The sequence below is a fragment of the Streptomyces sp. NPDC059371 genome, assembly GCF_042751995.1.
Classification (GTDB): Bacteria; Actinomycetota; Actinomycetes; order Streptomycetales; family Streptomycetaceae; genus Streptomyces.
In genome coordinates, this window is record NZ_JBHYXD010000010.1 from 1 (window position 1) to 19,848 (window position 19,848).

Below are 19,848 nucleotides of genomic sequence, written 5' to 3' on the forward strand. Positions count from 1 at the left end.
CCATTAATAAACCCACAAAGAGCGTGGGATGGGTGTCTTGTGAATTTCCCACAGGGCCCTACACGGACACCGCGCGCGGGGAGCCCTCGTTCACTCCTCGCCGGCCAGGGTCAGCGACCGCAGCCGCTGTCCGGCGTACCAGGTGGCGAGGACGGTGACCACGATCAGCAGGACCGTCGCGGTCGGCAGGCTCACGTCCGAGGTGACGATGTCGCCGCCGGTCACCTTGTGGCCCACGGCGAGCGCCCACTGCTGGACGCTGAGGGTGCGCGCGCCGGACACCAGGGATCCGAACAGGGCCTCCCAGACGAGCGCGTAGACGAGCCCGAAGACCACCGCGTGCCGGGTCACGGTCCCGAGGAGCAGGAACATCGCGGCGTAGGCGATCGAGGCGACCAGGGCGGCCACGGTGTAGGCGACGGCGATCTGCTGGCCGTTGCCGTTGAGGATCATGCCCGCGATGAAGGTCGGCACCGCCGAGAAAGCCATCGTGACGGCGATCGCGACGATCAGCTTGGTGAAGATGATCGTGGGCCGCTTCAGGGGCTTGGCCAGCAGATACACCACCGAGCCGTCGTCGATCTCGGGTCCGATCGCTCCCGTGCCGGCGATGACGCCGATGATCGGCACCATGGTGGCGAGGGCGAACCCGCCGAGCAGGTCCGAGGCCACCTGGTCGTCGGCTCCGGAGAAGCTCCGGACGGCCAGGGAGATCACGATCAGCAGGACGGGCAGGACGCCGAGGATGAGGGCCCGCCGGCGGCCGAGCAGGCCCCGGTAGGTGAGCCGGGCGACTGTGGGGTCGTACATCTTGGCCTCCTACGCCGCGACGAGATACGAGAAGACGGATTCCAGCGACTCGTCGGACGGCGACACCGTCAGCAGCCGGATGCCGTGCTCGCGCGCGACCTTCGGCAGCAGGGCGGTGAACCGGCCGAAGTCGACGGCCTGGATGCGCAACGCGCCCTCGGCGAGGTCGACCTCGATGCCTGAGGTCGACGGGTCGGCGATGAGGGCGGCGGCCAGTGCCCGGTCGTCGCTGGAGCGGATCAGATAGCGGTGCGGGCGGTCGGTCATCAGCCGGCGGATGCGCCGGAAGTCGCCGCTCGCCGCGTGCCGTCCGGCGACGATCACCTCGATGTGGGCGGCGAGCTGCTCCACCTCTTCGAGGATGTGGGACGAGAACAGCACGGTGCGGCCCTCGTCGCCCATGCGGCGCAGCAGATCCATGAGCTGCATGCGCTGGCGCGGGTCCATGCCGTTGAACGGTTCGTCGAGGAGCAGCAGCGACGGGTCGTGGACCAGAGCGGACGCCATCTTCACGCGCTGGCGCATGCCCTTGGAGTACGTGGAGATCTTGCGGTCCTGCGCGTACTCCATCTCGACGGTGGCCAGCGCGCGGTCGGCGGCCTTCGGGCCGAGTCCGTGCAGTTCGGCGTTGGCGACGACGAATTCGCGTCCGGTCAGGAAGTCGTACATCGCCTCGCGCTCGGGGACGATGCCGATGTGGCGGTAGATGTCCTCGTTGCGCCAGGTCGGCTTGCCGTCGAGGGTGACGGTGCCCGTGGAGGGGGCGAGGAAGCCGCCCATCATGTTGATGAGGGTGGACTTTCCGGCGCCGTTCGGGCCGAGCAGGCCGGTGACGCCGGGTCCGATGGTCATCGTGATGTCGTTGACCGCCACCACGTTGCCGAACCAGCGCGAGACGTGGTCGATGGTGAGCGTGGTCACAGCCCGGCCTTTCGGTAGCGGCGCATCAGGAGGCCGTAGCAGCCGGCGATGAGACCCAGGACGACGACGAGGTAGACGACGCCCTGTGCGGACGAGGGGCCCACCTGGCCGGGGAAGGCGGAGGACGCCCCCAGGAAGGCCGTCTGGACTCCGTCGATGAGCGTGATGGGCGAGAAGAGCCCGATCCAGGGGACGGCTCCGCTGCTGGACCGCTCGAAGGCGATGGCCTGGACGGTGGAGACGGCTCCGTAGGAGATGGTCAGGGCGGCGATGACGGCCGCGATGCCGAAGCCGCGGCGCGGGGTGATCGCCGAGATGACCAGGGCGATGCCGGCGAAGAGCACGGACAGCAGGGCCACGGAGAGCAGTCCCTGTCCGAAGCCCTCGCTCTGGTCGGCGAAGTCGAGCTTCGCCAGCAGCGCGCCTACATAGAGGACGACCAGCGGGGCGGCCGTGAGGATGAACAGCGCCGAGGCCAGGGCCGCGTACTTGGCGCGCACGTAGTCGGCGGTCTCTATGGGGCGCGAGAAGTACAGCGGGATCGTCTTGAAGCGCAGGTCCCGGGAAACCGCCTGGGGGCCCTGCGAGGCGACGTACAGGCCGATGACCGCCTGCATGATCACCGCGTAGCGCGTGTAGTCGACGGGCAGGTCCTTCGCCTTGGTGGCGACGGCGACGGCCACCATGATCAGTGCGGGAACGCACATGACCACGAAGAGCAGCATCGGCAGGACCTTGGACTTGACCGAGCGGCCGAGTCCGTAGGCGCCTCGCAGGGACTGCGAGTACAGGGAGCGGCGGGCGTATGCGCGGCCGAGGCGCGGGCCGTCGTAGTTGCGGTAGCCGATGTTGTGGATACGGGTCTGCTCACCCGGCTGGGTGAGGGGGTGCTCAACCGCCATGGCCGACCGCCTCCTTCCGCTGGTCGTCGCTGTCGGTGAAGACCTCGGCGATGTGGTGTCTGCGCTGTTCCATGCGGACCAGCCCGAGGCCGAGGTCGGCGACCACGTCGCGGACGAGGTCGTAGGTTTCCTCGCTCTCGGTGGTGAGCAGCAGGATGTGTCCGGCGCCCGGCAGTCCGCCGCCGTCGTGGGTCTCGATCCCGCGCGCGTGGAGCACCTCGCGCACCGCGCTAGTGCCGTTCGGGTGTTCGTCGCTGTCGGTGACCTCGATGGCGAGGGTCGTCGTGGTCTTGGTGAAGTCGGTGGTGGAGCTGGAGCGCAGGAGCTTGCCGCCGTCGACGACCACGACGTGGTCGCAGGTGCGTTCCAGTTCGCCCAGGAGGTGCGAGGTGACCAGGACCGAGATGCCGAAGTCCGTGTGGATGCGGCGGATCAGTCCGAGCATGTCGTCGCGGCCGACCGGGTCCAGGCCGTTGGTCGGCTCGTCCAGGAAGACGAGCCGGGGGTCGTGGACGAGGGCCTGCGCGAGTTTGACGCGCTGCTTCATGCCCGTGGAGTAGCCGCCGATGGGGCGGTAGCGCTCCTCGTACAGACCGACGTGGCGCAGGGTGTCCGCGGTGCGCTCGCGGGCCGCGGCCGGCGACAGTCCGGACATCCGCGCCATGTGGACGACGAACTCGGTGGCCGAGACGTCGGGCGGCAGGCAGTCGTGCTCGGGCATGTACCCGACCCGCTCGCGGATGGCGGCGCCTTCGGTGGCGACGTCGAGACCGAGCACGTGTGCGCGGCCCTCGGTGGCGGGGGACAGACCCAGCAGGATCTTGATCAGTGTGGACTTGCCGGCTCCATTGGCTCCGACGAGTCCGGTCACACCGGGCCCGACGTCCACGGAGAGCCGGTCAAGAGCGGTCACCCGGGGGTACCGCTTGCTCAGGCTTTCGGTCGCGATCACAGTCACGGTCCGACGGTAGTGGCGCACACCACAGGGGTCGTCAGCCCACGGAGGTGGATCCGCGTCAGCCTCCAGTCGTACGGGCCCGTAGGGGTCAGCCTCAGGTACGGCTTCCGGCCACCGGCGGGTCCCGTCAGGGTCGGTTGTCCACAGGCCGTCCGGGCCTATTGACGCGGCCTCTAACAACTGTCACATTCGCCAGTGTCACGTTACGGGCACGTACCGCAGTCGGTGCGGACAAGGTGGGGCGGTGGCATGACGACGGCGATGACGGGTGAACTCTCGGCGGAGCTGCGGGGGTTCCGGGAGGTCCAGCGTCTGGCGTACGCCTGCGCGGAGGCGGTCGCGGCGCAGCTGAAGCCCGGCGTCACCGAGCGGGAGGCGGCGCGCATGCAGCGGGTGTGGCTGCGCGAGCGCGGGGTGCGGGACTGGTTCCATCTGCCGTTCGCCTGGTTCGGTGACCGCACGGCCTTCGCCGGCTTCCGGATCCCGCTGCAGTTCTTCCCCACCGGCCGCCGGCTGGAGCCGGGGATGCCGTTCATCCTCGACATGGCGCCGGTGCACAAGGGCTTCACCGCGGACATCGGATACTCGGGCTCGCTGGGGCCGAACCCCGTGCAGGACAGGCTGCTCGCCGACCTGGAGGCGCACCGCGAGCTGATCCTGCGCGAGGTGCGCGAGCGGCGGTCGCTGCGGGAGATCTACGAGGACGTGGACCGGCTGATGGTGCGGCAGGGTCACGCCAACCGGCATCGGGCGTACCCGTTCGGCGTGATCGCGCACAAGGTGGACCGGGTGCGGGAGCGGCCCTGGTCGCCGCGTCTGTTCGGGTTCGGGGTCCAGTCTCTCAAGGGGCTGGCGGGCGACGCGCTGCGCGGGCACCGGGAGGGCTGGTCCCCGTTGTGGTCGCCGTACACGTTTTCCGACCACCCGCCCCGGCCGGGGCTGTGGGCGGTCGAACCGCACCTCGGATTCCGGGGTACGGGCGCGAAGTTCGAGGAGCTTCTGGTCGTCACGGACTCCCGGGACCCCGAGCAGAGCGCGTTCTGGCTCGACGACGATCTGCCGCACGTGCGGCGCTGGGCGGAGGACAAGTGAGTCTCGTGGGCGCGCGCGAGCGCCGGGTACGGACGGGCGGGGTCGAGCTGTGTGTCGCCGAACTGGGTGACGCCGGACAGCCGACCGTGGTGCTCGTGCACGGCTATCCGGACTCCAAGGAGGTGTGGTCCGAGGTCGCCGTGCGGCTCGCCGACCGCTTCCATGTCGTGCTGTACGACGTGCGGGGGCACGGCCGGTCGACGGCGCCGCGGCCCCTGCGCGGCGGGTTCACGCTGGAGAAGCTGACCGATGACTTCCTGGCGGTGGCCGACGCGGTCAGCCCCGGCGAGCCGGTGCATCTCGTGGGCCACGACTGGGGTTCGGTGCAGTCGTGGGAGTTCGTCACGGTCGCCCGCACGGAGGGCCGGATCGCGTCCTTCACATCGATGTCCGGTCCGTCCCTCGACCACTTCGGCCACTGGATCAAGCGGCGGATGCGGCGGCCCACTCCGCGAAGGATCGGCCAGCTCCTCGGGCAGGGCGCCAAATCCTGGTACGTGTACATGCTGCACACGCCGGTGCTGCCCGAGCTGGCCTGGCGCGGTCCCCTGGGCAGGCTGTGGCCGAAGATCCTTCAGCGGATCGAGAAGGTGCCCGCGGGCGACTATCCGACCGCGTCGCTGCCTTCCGACGCGGCGCACGGCGCCTGGCTCTACCGCGACAACGTACGGTCCCGGCTCGGCCGCCCCCGCGACGACGCGTACGCGCACGCGCCCGTGCAGCTCATCACGCCCCTGGGGGACGCCTTCCTCTCCGAGCGGCTCTACGACGAACTGGAGAAGTGGGCCCCCGCCTCGGTGCGCCGCACGCTCCCGGCCAAGCACTGGGTCCCGCGGACCAGGCCCGACCAACTGGCCTCCTGGATATCCGAGTTCGTGACGGTTCACGAGGGTCGCGAGGCCGGGGTGCCCGCGCCCGGACCGACGGCCTCCGGCAGGTACGCGGACCGGTTCGGCGGGCAGCTCGTGCTGGTCACCGGCGCCGGCAGCGGTATCGGGCGGGCCACCGCGTTCGCGTTCGCCGAGGCGGGTGCCCGCGTGGTGGCCGTCGACCGGGACGCGGAGGCCGCGGCCCGTACTGCGGAGATGGCCCGGCTGATCGGCTCGCCCGCGGCCTGGCCGGAGACGGCCGACGTCAGCGACGAGCAGGCCATGGAGAAGCTCGCCGACAAGGTCGCCACCGAGTACGGCGTGGTGGACGTGCTGGTGAACAACGCCGGTATCGGACTCTCCGGTTCGTTCTTCGACACCACGGTGGAGGACTGGAGGAAGGTCCTCGACGTCAATCTGTGGGGGGTGATCCACGGCTGCCGGCTCTTCGGGAAGCAGATGGCCGAGCGCGGACAGGGCGGACACATCGTCAACATCGCTTCGGCGGCGGCGTACCAGCCCTCGAAGGCGCTGCCCGCCTACAGCACCTCCAAGGCGGCCGTGCTGATGCTCAGCGAGTGTCTGCGCGCGGAGCTGGCCGGGAAGGACATCGGCGTCTCGGCGGTCTGCCCCGGCTTCGTCAACACGAACATCACCGCGACCACCCGTTTCGCGGGGGTCGACGCGGCCGAGGAGAAGCGGCGCCAGAAGAAGTCCGCGCGGCTCTACGGACTGCGCAACTACCCGCCGGAGAAGGTCGCCGACGCGATCCTGCGCGCGGTCGTCCGCGACTTGGCGGTGGTTCCGGTCACCCCGGAGGCGCGCGGCGCCCATCTCCTGCACCGCTTCGCGCCCCGGACGCTGCGCGCGATCGCCCGCATGGAGCCACCCTTGTGAGCGGGCGGCCCGCCGTCGGCGGCAGGGGCGATCGGGCGGGCGGCCGCTTCCCGGGGCCGGGAGGGCGGGGAGGGCGGGAGAGATGAGCGACGAGCCGGGCGGTGTCGCCTACCGCATCGAGGACCTGGCGCACCGCAGTGGCGCCACGGTCCGGACGATCCGCGCCTATCAGGACCGCGGACTGCTGCCCCGCCCCGAGCGACGCGGGCGCGCCAACGTGTACGCGGACGCCCATCTGGCGCGGTTGCGGCAGATCGCCGACCTCCTGGACCGCGGCTACACACTCGCCTCGATCAAGGAGCTGCTGGAGGCCTGGGACGCGGGCCGGGGACTGGGCGGGATACTCGGCCTGGTCGCGGAGGTCCACGGGCCGTGGACCGACGAGGAGGCCGCCCGGATCTCCCGGACCGAGCTGGTGGAGCGGTTCGGCGGCAGTCCCGACGACGTGGCGGTGGCGGAGGCCGTGGAGCTGGGCGTGCTGGAGCCCCTTCCGGGCGATGAGGACACCTTCCTCGTCCCGAGCCCTCAAGAGCTGTCCGCTGCGGTCGAGTTGCACCGGGCGGGCGTTCCCCTGTCCGCGATCACCTGTCATCTGCGGGAGTTGAGGGGTCAGGTCGAGCACATCGCCTCCCGTTTCCTGGAGTTCACGACGGAGCACGTCTTCGCGCGCTATCTGGGAGAACATCCGCCGAGCGACGCGGAAGCGGCCGAGGCGGCCTCGCTCGTACGACGGCTGCGGCCGCTCGCGCAGCAGACGGTGGACGCCGAACTGGCCAGGGCGATGCGGCTGTTCGCGACGCGTCATCTGAGCCGGCACCTAGCGGCGGGGCAGTTGCCGGTGGAGCCGGAAGGCGCGCGTCGGGTGGAGGTGGCCGCCGGGACGATGCGGGCCGTGGAGCGTCTGGTTGGCGTCGAGCACGGGGCGGCGTTCGTGACGGCGGCCGCCGAACGTGAGCTGCAGGCACGGACGTTGGACCGACTGGCAGCAAACGGCCCTCTCTCCACAGTTGTTGACGAAACGCCCTAAAGGACACGCGCGTTGTCCACAGATTCGTCAATTCACCTGTGGATAACGTCACTTGGTTGTGGATCAAACCTCCGACCCAAAATCAAATGCGTGATCCGCCTCTCTCCAGGCACGCTGGGAGGATGAAAGAACATGAGCAGACAGATGATCGGACGGAAAGACAGGCCGATGAACCGATGGACGAAAAGCGCACCGTGAAGGTGTCGAAGTACCTCTCGAAGCATCTGCGGCACCAGCCCGAGCGGATCGGGCTCACGCTCGGCGAGGGCGGCTGGGTCGAGATCGACACGCTGATCTCCGCGGCCACCACGCACGGCTTCCGCATCACCCGCGACGAACTCGATCATGTGGTGGCCACCAACGACAAGCGGCGCTTCGCCGTCGAGGGGACCCGGATCCGGGCCAGCCAGGGCCACTCCGTCGAGGTCGACCTCGGTCTGCCCCCGGCTACCCCGCCGGCGTACCTCTTCCACGGGACCGTGGCCCACAGCCTCGACGCGATCCGCGCCGAGGGCCTGAGAGCCATGAACCGGCACGACGTACACCTCTCGCCGGACCGGGAGACCGCCACCCGCGTCGGCGCCCGCCGCGGCCGACCGGTCGTCCTCTCCGTGGACGCCGGCGCCATGCACCGCGACGGCCATGTCTTCCGGGTCAGCGCCAACGGAGTCTGGCTCACCGAGGTCGTGCCTCCCCGCTATCTCCGGTTTCCCGGCCCGCACTGATCCCGGACGCCGTCCGAACCGGTCCCGATCCGTACCGATCTCGGTTTCCCGGCCCTCACCGCCCCGGGCGCCGGTCCGTACCGACGCCAGACGCCGGGCCACCCGTCGGACCGCCCTGCGGCGACCGTGCCCCGGATCCGTCTACGCTCGACGCATGAGTCTGCGTCTGAGCACCGTGATCCTGCCGTACGTCCGCTGGCACGAGGGCGGGCGTTCCGCATGGCAGCGCGCGGAGCAGCTCGGCTTCCACACCGCGTTCACCTACGACCACCTCTCCTGGCGGACCTTCCGCGACGGCCCGTGGTTCGGGGCCGTGCCGACCCTGACCGCCGCGGCCGCCGTCACCGACCGGCTGCGCCTCGGCACGCTCGTGACCTCGCCGAACTTCCGCCACCCTGTGACCCTCGCCAAGGATCTGATCTCCCTCGACGACATCTCCAACGGCCGGATCACGCTGGGCATCGGAGCCGGCGGCACCGGTTTCGACGCCACCGCGCTCGGACAGGACCCGTGGACCCCGCGGGAGCGCGCCGACCGCTTCGCCGAGTTCGTGCCCCTGCTCGACCGGCTCCTCACCGAGGACTCCGTCTCCTACGGCGGCAACTTCTACTCGGCGCACGAGGCCCGCAACATCCCCGGCTGCGTCCAGCGCCCCCGGCTGCCGTTCGCCGTGGCCGCCACCGGCCCGCGCGGACTGAAGCTCGCCGCCCGGCACGGGCAGGCGTGGGTGACGACCGGCGACCCGAAGCTGTACGAGACGGGCACCCCCGAACAGTCGGTTCAGGCCATTCGCGGACAGATCGGCAAGCTCGCCGACGCGTGCGCCGAGATCGGCGGGGACGTGGCGGAGCTCGACAAGATCCTGCTCACCGGCTTCACCCCCGACCGGGGCCGTCCCCTGGAGTCCCTCGACGCGTTCGTCGACTTCGCGGGCCGGCACGCCGAACTGGGCGTCACCGACATCGTGATCCACTGGCCGATCCCCGACTCCGACTTCGCCGCCGACCCCAAGGTCTTCGAGCGGATCGCCATGGAAGCGGTGGCCCAGCTCCGCTGAACCCGGCCGCCACACCCCGTGGTCCGGCCGGCGCCACGACATGGGCGGGGCGAGGGCCCGGGTGGGGCGAGAGTGAGACGAGGTGAACCGGCGTGAGAACGGTAACCACTCAAGTGTGCGGACCGCCGCACGACCGTGCGCATATATGCGGGAGACTGAGCACGTGACCTCAGCGACTCGCCGGCCCGAGACCCCGGCCTCCACCGTCCCGCCCCGGCTGATCGCCACGGACCTCGACGGCACCTTGTTGCGCGACGACAAATCGGTGTCCGACCGCACGATCGCCGCCCTCGCCGCCGCCGAACAGGCCGGCATCGAGGTCTTCTTCGTCACCGGCCGCCCGGCCCGCTGGATGGACGTCGTCAGCGACCACGTCCACGGGCACGGCCTGGCCATCGTCGGCAACGGCGCCGCCGTGGTCGACCTGCACGGCGGCCCCGGCACCCATCGCTTCGTCAAGATCCGCGAGCTGACGCCCGACATCGCGCTGGACGTCATCCGGATCCTGCGGACCGCCGCACCCGGCACGGTGTGCGCCGTCGAGCGGACGTACGGCCTCCACCTCGAACCGGGCTACCCCCTGATGCACATGGAGCCCCCGGAGATCGTCCTGCCCGCCGAGAAGCTCCTCGCCGAGGACGCGCTGGACTCCGATCAGCCGGTGCTCAAGGTGCTCGCGTTCCACCCGGAGATGGACCCGGACGAATTCCTCGCCGTCGCCCGACCCGCCATCGGAGACCGGGCGAACGTGACCCGGTCGAGCCCCAGCGCCCTGCTGGAGATCAGCGGTCCCGGCATCTCCAAGGCCAGCACCCTCGCGCTCTGCTGCGCCGAGCGGGGCATCTCGCCCGAGGAGGTCGTCGCCTTCGGCGACATGCCGAACGACGTCGAGATGCTCACCTGGGCCGGCCGGTCGTACGCCATGGGCAACGCCCACCCGGCCGTGATCGCCGCCGCCTCCGGGCGCACGGTCGCGAACAACGAGGACGGGGTGGCGGTCGTGATCGAGCGGATCCTGGCGGACGGCGCGTAGCCCTTGGCGGCCGACGCTGAGGTCCTCCGGCATCCGTGTGTGCCCTCAGCCGGTACGGCCGGGCCCCTCGGACATCCGCGCTCGGGCCTCCGCCGGTCCGGCTGACGGCCTCCGGCATCCGTGTGCAGCCCTCCGCCGGACCGGCGGAGGGCCACCGGCATCCCGTACCGGAGGACGCGGCCGGCCCGGGTCCTAGACGACGACCCCGTGCTCCGCCAGCCACGGGACCGGGTCGATCGCCGATCCCATCTCCGGCGTCACCCGCACCTCGAAGTGCAGATGCGGACCGGTCGAGTTGCCGCTCGTGCCCGACTGGCCGATCCACTCCCCGGTCGAGACCCGCTGCCCCTGGTCGACGGCGACCGACGCGAGATGCGCGTACTGCGTGTAGTAGCCGTTCGGGTGCTCGACCACGACCTCGATGCCGAACCCGCCGCCGCAGGACACCTTCACCACCCGGCCGGCCCCGACCGCCCGCACCGGGGTGCCGATGGGCACCGCGAAGTCCTGCCCGGTGTGCCGGTGCGCCCAGTGCTCGCCTCCGCTGCCGAATCCCGCGGAGAGTTCGTACGTCTCCACGGGCGCGACCCACGCGCTCGTGAACGCCGTCGGCGGCTGGTCGAGACGGACCGCCCCGCGGCAGGAACCGGCCGCCACGGAGGCGTCCGCCCGGCTCTGCAACGCCGACCGCGCCTCGTCGAGCTTGGCCTCGATGGTCCGCTTGACCGCGGCGAGTTCCCCGGTCCGCTTCTCCAGCGCCTGCCACTCGGAGCGGGCCTTGCCCTCGTCGGCCGCGAGCCGGACCTCGGCACGCCGGCTCTTCGCGACGGCGCCGGCGACGGCCAGATCGGCCCGCCGCACGGCGTGCTGACCGCGCATCAGGCCTTCGGGGTCCTTCGCGAACAGGATCTGCGCCGTGTACGGCAGCCCGCCGCCCTGCCGGTACTGGGCGCGCACGATACGGCCCAGATCCTCGTGGAGTACCGAGATCTCCTGCCGCTCCTGGACGAGACGGCGCTCGGCCTGCTCCGCCCGGCCGCGCTGCGCCTCGGCGTCCTGGCGCCCCGCCTCGTACTGTCCCGTCGCGACCGAGGCGTCCTCGTACAGCCGCGCCACCTGGGAGCTGATGTCGAGGTCCACGCCGTCGCCGTCGGCCACCGCCGGCCGGGCCGCGAGGATCACGAGAGCGGACAACAGGACCGGTACGAGAAGGGGATGGCGGCGAGATGAGCGCATGACAGCGATCGTGACCCGCGCCTGCGGGCCCGGCCCGTTCAAGGCGTACACCTGGGGGACAGGACGTCACGAATGGCGCAGCGGCAGGGCCTGACGGACCCTCAGCGGCCCGGCCGAACGACTCGGGCCGGCGATGCCGTTCGCGAACGGGTCACCCACACACGGGATTCAGTGCGGCACCTGCCACACCACCGTCGTACCGCCGCCGCCCTCACCGATCCCCGGCCCGTACCAACTCGCCCCGCCCAGCGACTCGGCACGCCGCTTGAGGTTCTTCAGGCCGCTGCGCCGGCCGCCCTCGGGAATGCCGACCCCGTCGTCCGCGACGGCGAGGCGGACACCGGGCCGCCCGTCCGGCAGCAGGACGTCCGCGTCGACGGAGACCTCGATCCGGGAGGCCCCCGCGTGCCGGAAAGCGTTGGAGAGGGCTTCGCGGAGCGCGGCGATGAGGTTCTTGGCGGTGAGTTCGCCGACCTTCGTGTCGACGGGCCCGGTGAAGTGGTGCCCGGGGTGGAAACCGAGGGGGACGGCGGCCATGTTGATCTCGCGCAGAACGCGGGTGCGCAGTCCGGAGGGCGTCTCGGCGGGGCCCTGCCGGAGCGCGAAGATCGCGGTGCGGATCTCCTGGATGGTGACGTCGAGTTCGTCGACCGCCTTGCCGACACCCCGCCGCACCTCGGGCACGTTCGACCGGCGCTGCGCGCTCTCCAGCATCATCCCGGTGGCGAACAGCCGCTGGATGACCAGGTCGTGCAGGTCGCGGGCGATCCGGTCGCGGTCCTCGTACACCGCGAGCCGTTCCCGGTCGCGCTGGCTCTCGGCCATCATCAGCGCCAGGGCCGCCTGGGAGGCGAACTGCGTGGCGACGGTCCGCTCGGTCTCGGTGAACTGGCGTCCGTCGCGCGGCCTCGGGGTCAGCAGGGCGCCGAGGACCCGGCCGTCGCACTGCAGGGGGAGCATCATGACGGGTCCGTAGGCGTGGGTGAGATCCGTCCGCAGGCGAGGGTCGGCGGACGCGTCCGCCAGGAACACAGGTTTCCCGTCGCGGAGTTCGGCGACCAGTTCGCTCTCCGGCGGCACGACCACGCCGAGCGCCTTCGACGGGTGGTCCGCGGCCACCGCCACGACCTCCAGGCCGCCCTCCTCCGCGGGGAGCAGCACGATTCCGGCCGCGGAGCCGGAGAGCCGACGCGCCTGTTCGGCGACGATCTGCAACGCGTCCTCGGCGTCGCCGCCCGCCAGCAGCGCGGTGGTGACGGCCACCGAGCCGTCGATCCAGCGTTCCCGCTGCTTCGCCGCTTCGTAGAGGCGGGCGTTGCCGATGGCGATACCGGCTTCCGTGGCGAGTACCCGGACCATGTGGAGATCGTCGTCGTCGAAGGTGCCGCCACCACGCTTCTCGGCGAGGTACAGGTTTCCGAAGATCTCCCCATGGACCCGGATCGGTACGCCCAGGAAGCTGCGCATCGGCGGATGGCCGGCCGGGAACCCGCAGGAGCGCGGGTCGTCGGTGAGGTTCGCGAGGCGCACCGGATCGGGGTCGCGGATGAGCGCGCCCAGCAGCCCCTTGTGGCCGTCGGGCCTCCGGCCGATCCGGTGGGCGGTCTCCTCGTCGACACCGCGCTGGACGAAATCCGACAGGCCCTGACCGCTCTCGCCCACGACTCCGATGGCCGCGTACCGCGCGTCCGTGAGTTCGGCGGCCGTCTCGCAGATCCGGCCGAGTTTGGAGTGCAGTTCCAGTCCCGATCCGACCGACCGCACGGCCTCCAGCAGTCGTGGGACCCGGGCGTCCGGCTCGCCGGTCAGCCCTCCCGCTGCGCGAGCCGCCGCCGCACCCGTGTCGTCGCCCGGGACGGGGGAGCCCCTCGCCGCTGACATGCTCTGAGCCTAGTGGGGCACAACCGCGCTCACCAGCCGGTCCGCGGCGGTCTCCCGTTCCGCCATCTCCCGCAGCGGCCCCTCGACGGCCGACAGCTCGGCGAACGAACCGCGCTGGACCACGCGACCCCGCGCGAGCACGATCACCTCGTCCACGGCGTCGAGTCCGGCCAGCCGATGCGTGATCAGCAGGGTCGTGCGGCCCTTGGTCGCGGCCAGCAGGTCCGCGGTGAGCGCGTCGGCCGTCGGCAGGTCGAGGTGTTCCGCCGGTTCGTCGAGGACGAGCACGGGGAAGTCGGCGAGCAGCGCCCGTGCCAGGGCGAGCCGCTGGCGCTGACCGCCGGACAGCCGTGCCCCGTGTTCTCCGATCGGGGTGTCGAGCCCGTCGGGCAGCGCGTCCACCCAGTCGAGGAGGCGAGCCCGCGCGAGCGCGTCGCGCAGCGCGGCCTCGGTCGCGTCCTTGCGGGCGAGCAGCAGGTTCTCGCGCACGGTGCTGTCGAAGAGGTGCGCGTCCTGGGCGCACAGTCCGATCAGCCGGCGCACGGCGTCCCCGTCCATGCCGTACGCGTCCGCCCCTGCGAGCGTGAACGTCCCCGCTTCGGGGTCCAGGAAGCGCAGCAGCACCTGTGCGAGCGTCGTCTTGCCGGCTCCGGAGGTGCCGACCACCGCGATCCTGCGGCCCTCTTCGAGGGTCAGGTCGAGTCCGGCCAGCGCGTCCCGGTCCTGGCCCGCGTACCGGGCCCGGAGTCCGGACACCCGGAGCGGAAACGGTGACGCGGGAGCCGGCCACGGCTCTCCGGGCTCGCGTACGGGATCGGGGGCGTCCAGCACCTCGTACACGCGCTCGGCGCTCTTGCGCACCCGCTGCCGGTACTGGACGGCGAGCGGCAGTCCCATGACCGCCTCGAAGGCGGCGAGCGGGGTGAGGACGACGACGGCCATGAGCACGCCGTGCAGACGCCCCGCGGCGACCGCCTGGGCGCCGACGAGAGCGGTGGCCGCGACGGTGAGCCCGGAGACGAGTGCCGTGAGTGCGTCGCCGAGGGCGGTCGCGGTGGCGGCCCGGGAGGCGATCGTCGTGAGGACGCCGTCGGCCTGCCGCGCCTGGGCGGTACGGGCGGGCAGCGCGCCCGCGACGGTCAGTTCGGCGGTCCCCGTGAGCAGATCGGCCACCTGGGTGGCCAGCGTCCCGCGGGCGGGAGCCAGCCGTCGTTCGGCGCGGCGCGCGACGGCACCGGTCACCAGGGGGACCCCGGCGCCCGCGGCCAGCAGACCGGCGGCGAGAACGGCTCCGGCTTCGGGGAGCAGCCAGGCGGTGAACCCGACGGAGGCGGCGGAGACCAGGACCGCGGCTCCGGCCGGCAGCAGCCAGCGCAGCCAGTAGTCCTGGAGGGCGTCGACGTCGGCGACAAGTCTCGACAGCAGGTCGCCGCGCCGGGTGGTCCGCAGTCCGGCGGGCGCGAGCCGTTCCAGACGCCGGAAGACGGCGACCCGTGTGTCGGCCAGCATCCGCAGCACGGCGTCGTGCGAGACGAGCCGTTCCGCGTACCGGAACACCGCCCGTCCGATGCCGAACGTCCGGGTGGCCGTCACCGCCACCATCAGATAGAAGACGGGCGGCTGCTGTGAGGCCCGTGAGATGAGCCAGCCGGAGGTCGCCATCAGGCCGACGGCGCTCCCGAGCGCGAGGCTGCCGAGGAGCAGGGCGAGCGCGAGCGGACCACGCCGGGGTGCCGCCATCGCCCGGACACGGGCGAGCACGCCGTCGCGGCCCCGAGGCGTCGCGCCAGGTCCTTCTGCCGGGGACGGACTCTCCGGCCCGGTTCCTTGGGGCGGCTGTGCGCGTGTCGGCTTCGGGGAGCCTGAGACGCCCGCCTCGGGCGCCGGCCTCGGCGCGCCGACGACGGCTGCTTCCAGACGGGCCACCCGGTCCGCGGCTTCCAGACGGACCACGCGGTCCGCGACGTCCAGGAGGGCCGGCCGGTGCACGACCAGCAGTACGGTCCGCCCCACGGCCAGCCGCCGGACCGCCGCGACGACCTCGGCCTCGGTCGCCCCGTCGAGCGCGGCCGTCGGCTCGTCGAGCAGCAGCACGGGCCGGTCCGCGAGGAACGCCCGCGCGAGCGCCAGGCGTTGGCGCTGGCCGGCCGACAGTCCCGCGCCGTCCTCACCGAGGACCGTGTCGGCCCCGGCGGGCAGGGCGTCCACGAACTCCGCCGCACCGGCGTCGACGAGCGCCTCGCGCAGCGCCGCCTCGTCGGCGCCGGGCCGTGCCAGCCGTACGTTCTCGGCGATGGATCCGGCGTACAGGTGCGGTCGTTGCGGCACCCAGGCGATCCGCGAACGCCACTCGACGAGGTCGGCGTCCGCGAGATCGGCTCCCCCGGCGCGGACGTGGCCGGCGGTGGGCTCCACGAACCCGAGCAGGACGTTCAGCAGGGTCGACTTGCCCACCCCGCTGGGGCCGACGAGGGCGACCGTCTCACCGGGCCCGACGGTGAAGGAGACGTCCGAGACCGCGTCCGTGGAGCGTCCCGGGTAGCGCACGGTCACGCCGTCGAAGACGATCTCCCCCGCGGGCATGTGCCGCGAACCGGAGCTCGGCGCCGGCGTCTCCAGCACCTCGAAGATCGCCTCGGCGGCCGCGAGCCCCTCGGCGGCGGCGTGGTACTGGGCTCCCACCTGCCTGAGCGGCAGATAGGCCTCGGGTGCCAGCACGAGGATGAGGAGCCCCACGTACAGATCCATCTCGCCATGGACGAGCCGCATTCCGATGGTCACCGCGACCAGGGCGACCGAGATGGTGGCGAGCAGTTCCAGGGCGAAGGACGACAGGAAGGCGATCCGGAGCGTCCTCATGGTCGCCTGCCGGTACTCGCCGGTGATCTTCCGGATCGACTCGGCCTGTGCCTTGGCCCGGCCGAACACCTTGAGCGTGGGCAGTCCGGCGACCACGTCCAGGAAGTGTCCGGACAGCCGGGACAGCATCCGCCATTGGCGGTCCATGTGGCTGCGTGTGGCCCAGCCGATCAGCACCATGAACAGGGGGATGAGCGGCAGGGTGGCGACGATGATCGCCGCGGACACCCAGTCCTCGGTGACGATCCGCGCCAGCACGGCGACCGGGACCACCACCGCGAGGCCCAACTGCGGCAGATAGCGCGAGAAGTAGTCGTCGAGCGCGTCGACACCGCGTGTCGCGAGGGCGACCAGGGAGCCGGTTCGCTGGCCGCTGAGCCACCCGGGCCCGAGCGCCGCGGCCCGCTCCAGCAGCCGCCCCCTGAGCTCCGACTTGACCGCGGCACTCGCGCGGTGCGCGGCAAGCTCGGTGAGCCAGGCCACCAACGCGCGCCCGAGCGCCACAGCCGTCAACAGGATCAGGGGAGTGCGCAGTTCGGCGGCGGAGAACCCGTGCTGGAAGGCGCCGACCACCACTTCGGCGATGAGCATCGCCTGTGCGATGACCAGAGCCGCTCCGGCGACGCCCAGCCCCACGACCGCGACAAGAAAGCGGCGGGTGGCCCGGGCGTACCGGAAGAGGCGCGGATCGATAGGTTTCACGTGAAACACACCTTTAGCCCATCAGGCACGTTTCACGTGAAACATGCCGCTCCATCGGATTCAGTGCGACACGTCCACGGCGATGTGGTGCGTGCCGATGCGCTTGCGGAACACCCAGTAGGTCCAGCTCTGGTAGAGCAGGACGATCGGCGTGGCGATCACGGCACACCAGGTCATGATCGTCAGGGTGTAGTGGCTCGAAGAGGCGTTGGTGACCGTGAGGCTCCAGTCCTCGTTGAGCGAGGACGGCATGACGTCCGGGAAGAGCGACAGGAAGAGCATCGTGACGGCGGCCACGATGGTGAGCCCCGAGAGAATGAACGCCCAACCCTCACGACCGACGTTGACCATCGCCAGCGCCGCGACCAGAGCGACCACGGCCACGATCAGCGCGACCAGTGATGCGCCGTCACCGTTGTCGATCTGCGTCCAGATGAGGAAGACCAGCGCCAGCACGGCCGTCGCCAGGCCGAGCCGCAGTGCGAGCTTCCGGGACCGCTCCCGGATGTCTCCGACCGTCTTGAGTCCGACGAACACCGTTCCGTGGAAGGTGAACAGAGTCAGCGTCACCAGACCACCGAGGATCGAGTACACGTTGAGCAGGTCCCAGAAGTTGCCCACGTACTCGAAGTTCCGGTCGATCTTCACTCCGCGCACGATGTTGCCGAAGGCCACACCCCACAGGAATGCCGGGATCAGCGAGGTCCAGAAGATCGCTGTCTCCCAGTTGCGCTGCCAGTGCTCCTCGGGTCGCTTCGACCGGTACTCGAAGGCGACGCCCCGCACGATCAGGCAGACCAGGATGATCAGAAGGGGCAGATAGAAGCCCGAGAAGAGGGTGGCGTACCACTCGGGGAAGGCCGCGAAGGTCGCGCCACCGGCCGTGAGCAGCCACACCTCGTTGCCGTCCCACACAGGGCCGATCGTGTTGATCAGCACCCGCTTCTCGATGCGGTCGCGGGCCAGCAGCTTGGTGAGGATGCCGACTCCGAAGTCGAAGCCCTCCAGGAAGAAGTAGCCGATCCAGAGGATCGCGATGAGGACGAACCAGACGTCGTGAAGTTCCATGACTCAGCAGCTCCCTGAGCCTAGTAGGAGAAGGCCATCGGCTTGTCGGCGTCCGTGGAGTCGCCGCCGATCCTGGTGGGCGGGTTGAGGTCGGACTCGGTGAGCTCGGGCGGCCCCGCCTTGACGTACTTCGCGAGCAGCTTGACCTCGATGACGGCGAGGATCGCGTAGATCAGCGAGTACACGGTCAGGGAGGTGATGACCTCGCCCTGCGAGACGGTGGGGGAGACCCCGTACCGCGTCTGCAGAACGCCGTACACGACCCACGGCTGCCGGCCCATCTCGGTGAAGATCCAGCCCCAGGAGTTGGCGATCAGCGGGAAGGCCAGAGTCCAGATGGCGATGCGCCAGCCCCACTTGGTGAGCTTCGGGCCGAGTGCCTTGTTCTTGAACAGGACCAGATGCGGTGCCTCGTCCTCGCCGACCCTCAGGTGCTGCGGCAGCATGAACTTCTTGCGGGTCAGCCAGAGTCCGACGATGCCGATCGCGAAGGAGGCCATGCCGAAGCCGATCATCCAGCGGAACGCCCAGAAAGTGACCGGGATGATGGGGCGGTAGTCGCCGGGACCGTACTTCTCCTGCTCGGCCTTGTTCGTGTCGTTGATGCCGGGGACGTACGAGTTGAAGTCGTCGTCGGCGAGGAACGACAGTATTCCGGGGATCGACAGCTCGACGGTGTTGTGGCCCTTGCTGACATCTCCGTACGCGAAGATCGAGAAGGGCGCGGAGTCCTGGCCGTCCCACAGCGCTTCGGCGGCGGCCATCTTCATCGGCTGCTGCTTGAACATGATCTTGCCGAGGGTGTCGCCGCTGATCGCCGTGAGGAGACCGGCGATGACGACGGTGACGAGGCCGAGGCGCAGCGAGGTCTTCATGATGGCGACGTGCCGCTTACGGGCCAGGTGGATCCCGGCGATGCCCACCATGAAGGCGCCACCGGTCAGGAAGGCGGCCGTGAGGGTGTGGAACACCTGGGCGAGCGCGGTGTTCTGGGTCAGCACATGCCAGAAGTCGGTGAGTTCCGCGCGCCCCTTCTCCTTGTTGATCCGGTAGCCGACCGGGTGCTGCATCCACGAGTTGGCCGCGAGGATGAAGTACGCGGACAGCATCGTGCCGATGGAGACCATCCAGATGCAGGCGAGGTGGAGCTTCTTCGGCAGCTTGTCCCAGCCGAAGATCCACAGCCCGATGAAGGTGGACTCGAAGAAGAAGGCGAGCAGGGCCTCGAAGGCGAGCGGAGCGCCGAAGATGTCACCGACGAAGCGTGAGTAGGCGGACCAGTTCATGCCGAACTGGAACTCCTGGACGATGCCGGTGACGACGCCCATCGCGATGTTGATCAGAAACAGCTTGCCCCAGAACTTGGTGGCGCTCAGGTACTTCGGCTTCTCCGTCCGCACCCAGGCGGTCTGCAGGCCGGCGACGAGCGCGGCGAGCGAGATCGTCAGGGGTACGAAGAAGAAGTGGTAGACGGTGATGATTCCGAACTGCCATCGCGCCATGGTCTCTGGCGCCAAAGCCAATTCCACGTCGTCAGTCTCCTTACGTCGCCGTTGTCACAGCGGCAGTGTGCCCGCTTTGTCGCAGACATCATGGGAGCAACAGGACACGCTTGTGAACGCGTTCACATTCACAAGCAATTATGACGCATGCCCGTTCGACTGCGGAGGGGTGGGGGGTCCTTAAACCGGACCGAAGGTCCCGAACGCCGAGGGGGGGGGGAGGGGAGAGAAAAAAAAAAGAAACCACCACACGAAGGAAAACAACAAAAAGAGAGAGACGGAGAAAGAAAGAGAGAAAAAGAGAGAGAA

15 protein-coding genes are annotated in these 19,848 nt (G+C 70.4%); 6 read left to right on the forward strand and 9 right to left on the reverse strand.

Annotated features, from left to right (window positions below):
- Positions 1 to 90 precede the first annotated feature (90 nt).
- Genes ACFXGX_RS08440 through ACFXGX_RS08455 form a run of 4 tightly spaced genes read right to left on the reverse strand, consistent with a single transcriptional unit; the run spans position 91 to position 3,585 of the window.
- Positions 91 to 810 (reverse strand): ABC transporter permease subunit, encoded by a 720-nt coding sequence (locus ACFXGX_RS08440; RefSeq protein ID WP_351869496.1) that lies wholly within the window; start codon positions 808 to 810, stop codon positions 91 to 93.
- A 9-nt stretch (positions 811 to 819) separates the two neighbouring features.
- A complete protein-coding gene (locus ACFXGX_RS08445; RefSeq protein WP_384786594.1) occupies positions 820 to 1,731 on the reverse strand; it encodes an ABC transporter ATP-binding protein in 912 nt (303 codons plus the stop codon).
- A complete protein-coding gene (locus ACFXGX_RS08450; protein ID WP_384786597.1) occupies positions 1,728 to 2,633 on the reverse strand; it encodes an ABC transporter permease in 906 nt (301 codons plus the stop codon). The genes ACFXGX_RS08445 and ACFXGX_RS08450 overlap by 4 nt, the downstream gene beginning before the upstream one ends.
- A complete protein-coding gene (locus ACFXGX_RS08455) occupies positions 2,623 to 3,585 on the reverse strand; it encodes an ABC transporter ATP-binding protein (protein ID WP_384786930.1) in 963 nt (320 codons plus the stop codon). The genes ACFXGX_RS08450 and ACFXGX_RS08455 overlap by 11 nt, the downstream gene beginning before the upstream one ends.
- Positions 3,586 to 3,840: 255 nt before the next feature.
- Between ACFXGX_RS08455 and ACFXGX_RS08460 the strand changes: the two genes are divergently transcribed.
- The 6 genes from ACFXGX_RS08460 to ACFXGX_RS08485 all read left to right on the forward strand — a co-directional run bounded on the left by ACFXGX_RS08460 (position 3,841) and on the right by ACFXGX_RS08485 (position 10,291).
- Positions 3,841 to 4,683, forward strand: coding sequence for a M24 family metallopeptidase (locus ACFXGX_RS08460; protein WP_384786600.1), 843 nt, complete (start codon positions 3,841 to 3,843; stop codon positions 4,681 to 4,683).
- Positions 4,680 to 6,449: an SDR family oxidoreductase gene (locus ACFXGX_RS08465; RefSeq protein ID WP_384786603.1), complete on the forward strand. Its 1,770-nt coding sequence runs from the start codon at positions 4,680 to 4,682 to the stop codon at positions 6,447 to 6,449. Before ACFXGX_RS08460 ends, ACFXGX_RS08465 begins: the two co-directional genes overlap by 4 nt.
- Before the next feature lie 82 nt (positions 6,450 to 6,531).
- On the forward strand, positions 6,532 to 7,476 hold the full coding sequence (locus ACFXGX_RS08470) for a MerR family transcriptional regulator (RefSeq protein WP_384786606.1): 945 nt from the start codon (positions 6,532 to 6,534) through the stop codon (positions 7,474 to 7,476).
- Between the two features lie 176 nt (positions 7,477 to 7,652).
- Positions 7,653 to 8,201: an RNA 2'-phosphotransferase gene (locus ACFXGX_RS08475; protein ID WP_384786609.1), complete on the forward strand. Its 549-nt coding sequence runs from the start codon at positions 7,653 to 7,655 to the stop codon at positions 8,199 to 8,201.
- Positions 8,202 to 8,355: 154 nt separating this feature from the next.
- Positions 8,356 to 9,258, forward strand: coding sequence for an LLM class flavin-dependent oxidoreductase (locus tag ACFXGX_RS08480; protein WP_384786612.1), 903 nt, complete (start codon positions 8,356 to 8,358; stop codon positions 9,256 to 9,258).
- 145 nt (positions 9,259 to 9,403) lie between these two features.
- On the forward strand, positions 9,404 to 10,291 hold the full coding sequence (locus ACFXGX_RS08485) for a Cof-type HAD-IIB family hydrolase (RefSeq protein ID WP_384786615.1): 888 nt from the start codon (positions 9,404 to 9,406) through the stop codon (positions 10,289 to 10,291).
- A 192-nt stretch (positions 10,292 to 10,483) separates the two neighbouring features.
- Here ACFXGX_RS08485 and ACFXGX_RS08490 read toward each other — a convergent pair whose 3' ends face one another.
- The 5 genes from ACFXGX_RS08490 to ACFXGX_RS08510 form a co-directional block, all read right to left on the reverse strand.
- Positions 10,484 to 11,527: a peptidoglycan DD-metalloendopeptidase family protein gene (locus ACFXGX_RS08490; RefSeq protein WP_384786618.1), complete on the reverse strand. Its 1,044-nt coding sequence runs from the start codon at positions 11,525 to 11,527 to the stop codon at positions 10,484 to 10,486.
- A 168-nt stretch (positions 11,528 to 11,695) separates the two neighbouring features.
- Positions 11,696 to 13,408 (reverse strand): GAF domain-containing protein, encoded by a 1,713-nt coding sequence (locus tag ACFXGX_RS08495; RefSeq protein WP_384786621.1) that lies wholly within the window; start codon positions 13,406 to 13,408, stop codon positions 11,696 to 11,698.
- 9 nt (positions 13,409 to 13,417) lie between these two features.
- Positions 13,418 to 16,969, reverse strand: coding sequence for a thiol reductant ABC exporter subunit CydD (gene cydD, locus ACFXGX_RS08500; RefSeq protein WP_384786624.1), 3,552 nt, complete (start codon positions 16,967 to 16,969; stop codon positions 13,418 to 13,420).
- A gap of 60 nt (positions 16,970 to 17,029) precedes the next feature.
- Complete coding sequence (cydB, locus tag ACFXGX_RS08505) at positions 17,030 to 18,037, reverse strand: cytochrome d ubiquinol oxidase subunit II (RefSeq protein ID WP_384786627.1); 1,008 nt, start codon at positions 18,035 to 18,037, stop codon at positions 17,030 to 17,032.
- A gap of 20 nt (positions 18,038 to 18,057) precedes the next feature.
- Complete coding sequence (locus tag ACFXGX_RS08510) at positions 18,058 to 19,566, reverse strand: cytochrome ubiquinol oxidase subunit I (protein WP_384786630.1); 1,509 nt, start codon at positions 19,564 to 19,566, stop codon at positions 18,058 to 18,060.
- Between the last annotated feature and the right edge of the window lie 282 nt (positions 19,567 to 19,848).

Excerpts from the sequence above, each read along its gene's own strand:
- ACFXGX_RS08440 (WP_351869496.1), bottom strand. The coding sequence starts at position 810 with ATGTACGACCCCACAGTCGCCCGGCTCACCTACCGGGGCCTGCTCGGC.
- ACFXGX_RS08450 (WP_384786597.1), bottom strand. The coding sequence starts at position 2,633 with ATGGCGGTTGAGCACCCCCTCACCCAGCCGGGTGAGCAGACCCGTATC.
- ACFXGX_RS08460 (WP_384786600.1), top strand. The coding sequence starts at position 3,841 with ATGACGACGGCGATGACGGGTGAACTCTCGGCGGAGCTGCGGGGGTTC.
- ACFXGX_RS08470 (WP_384786606.1), top strand. The coding sequence starts at position 6,532 with ATGAGCGACGAGCCGGGCGGTGTCGCCTACCGCATCGAGGACCTGGCG.
- ACFXGX_RS08475 (WP_384786609.1), top strand. The coding sequence starts at position 7,653 with ATGGACGAAAAGCGCACCGTGAAGGTGTCGAAGTACCTCTCGAAGCAT.
- ACFXGX_RS08480 (WP_384786612.1), top strand. The coding sequence starts at position 8,356 with ATGAGTCTGCGTCTGAGCACCGTGATCCTGCCGTACGTCCGCTGGCAC.
- ACFXGX_RS08485 (WP_384786615.1), top strand. The coding sequence starts at position 9,404 with ATGCGGGAGACTGAGCACGTGACCTCAGCGACTCGCCGGCCCGAGACC.
- ACFXGX_RS08490 (WP_384786618.1), bottom strand. The coding sequence starts at position 11,527 with ATGCGCTCATCTCGCCGCCATCCCCTTCTCGTACCGGTCCTGTTGTCC.
- ACFXGX_RS08495 (WP_384786621.1), bottom strand. The coding sequence starts at position 13,408 with ATGTCAGCGGCGAGGGGCTCCCCCGTCCCGGGCGACGACACGGGTGCG.
- cydB (WP_384786627.1), bottom strand. The coding sequence starts at position 18,037 with ATGGAACTTCACGACGTCTGGTTCGTCCTCATCGCGATCCTCTGGATC.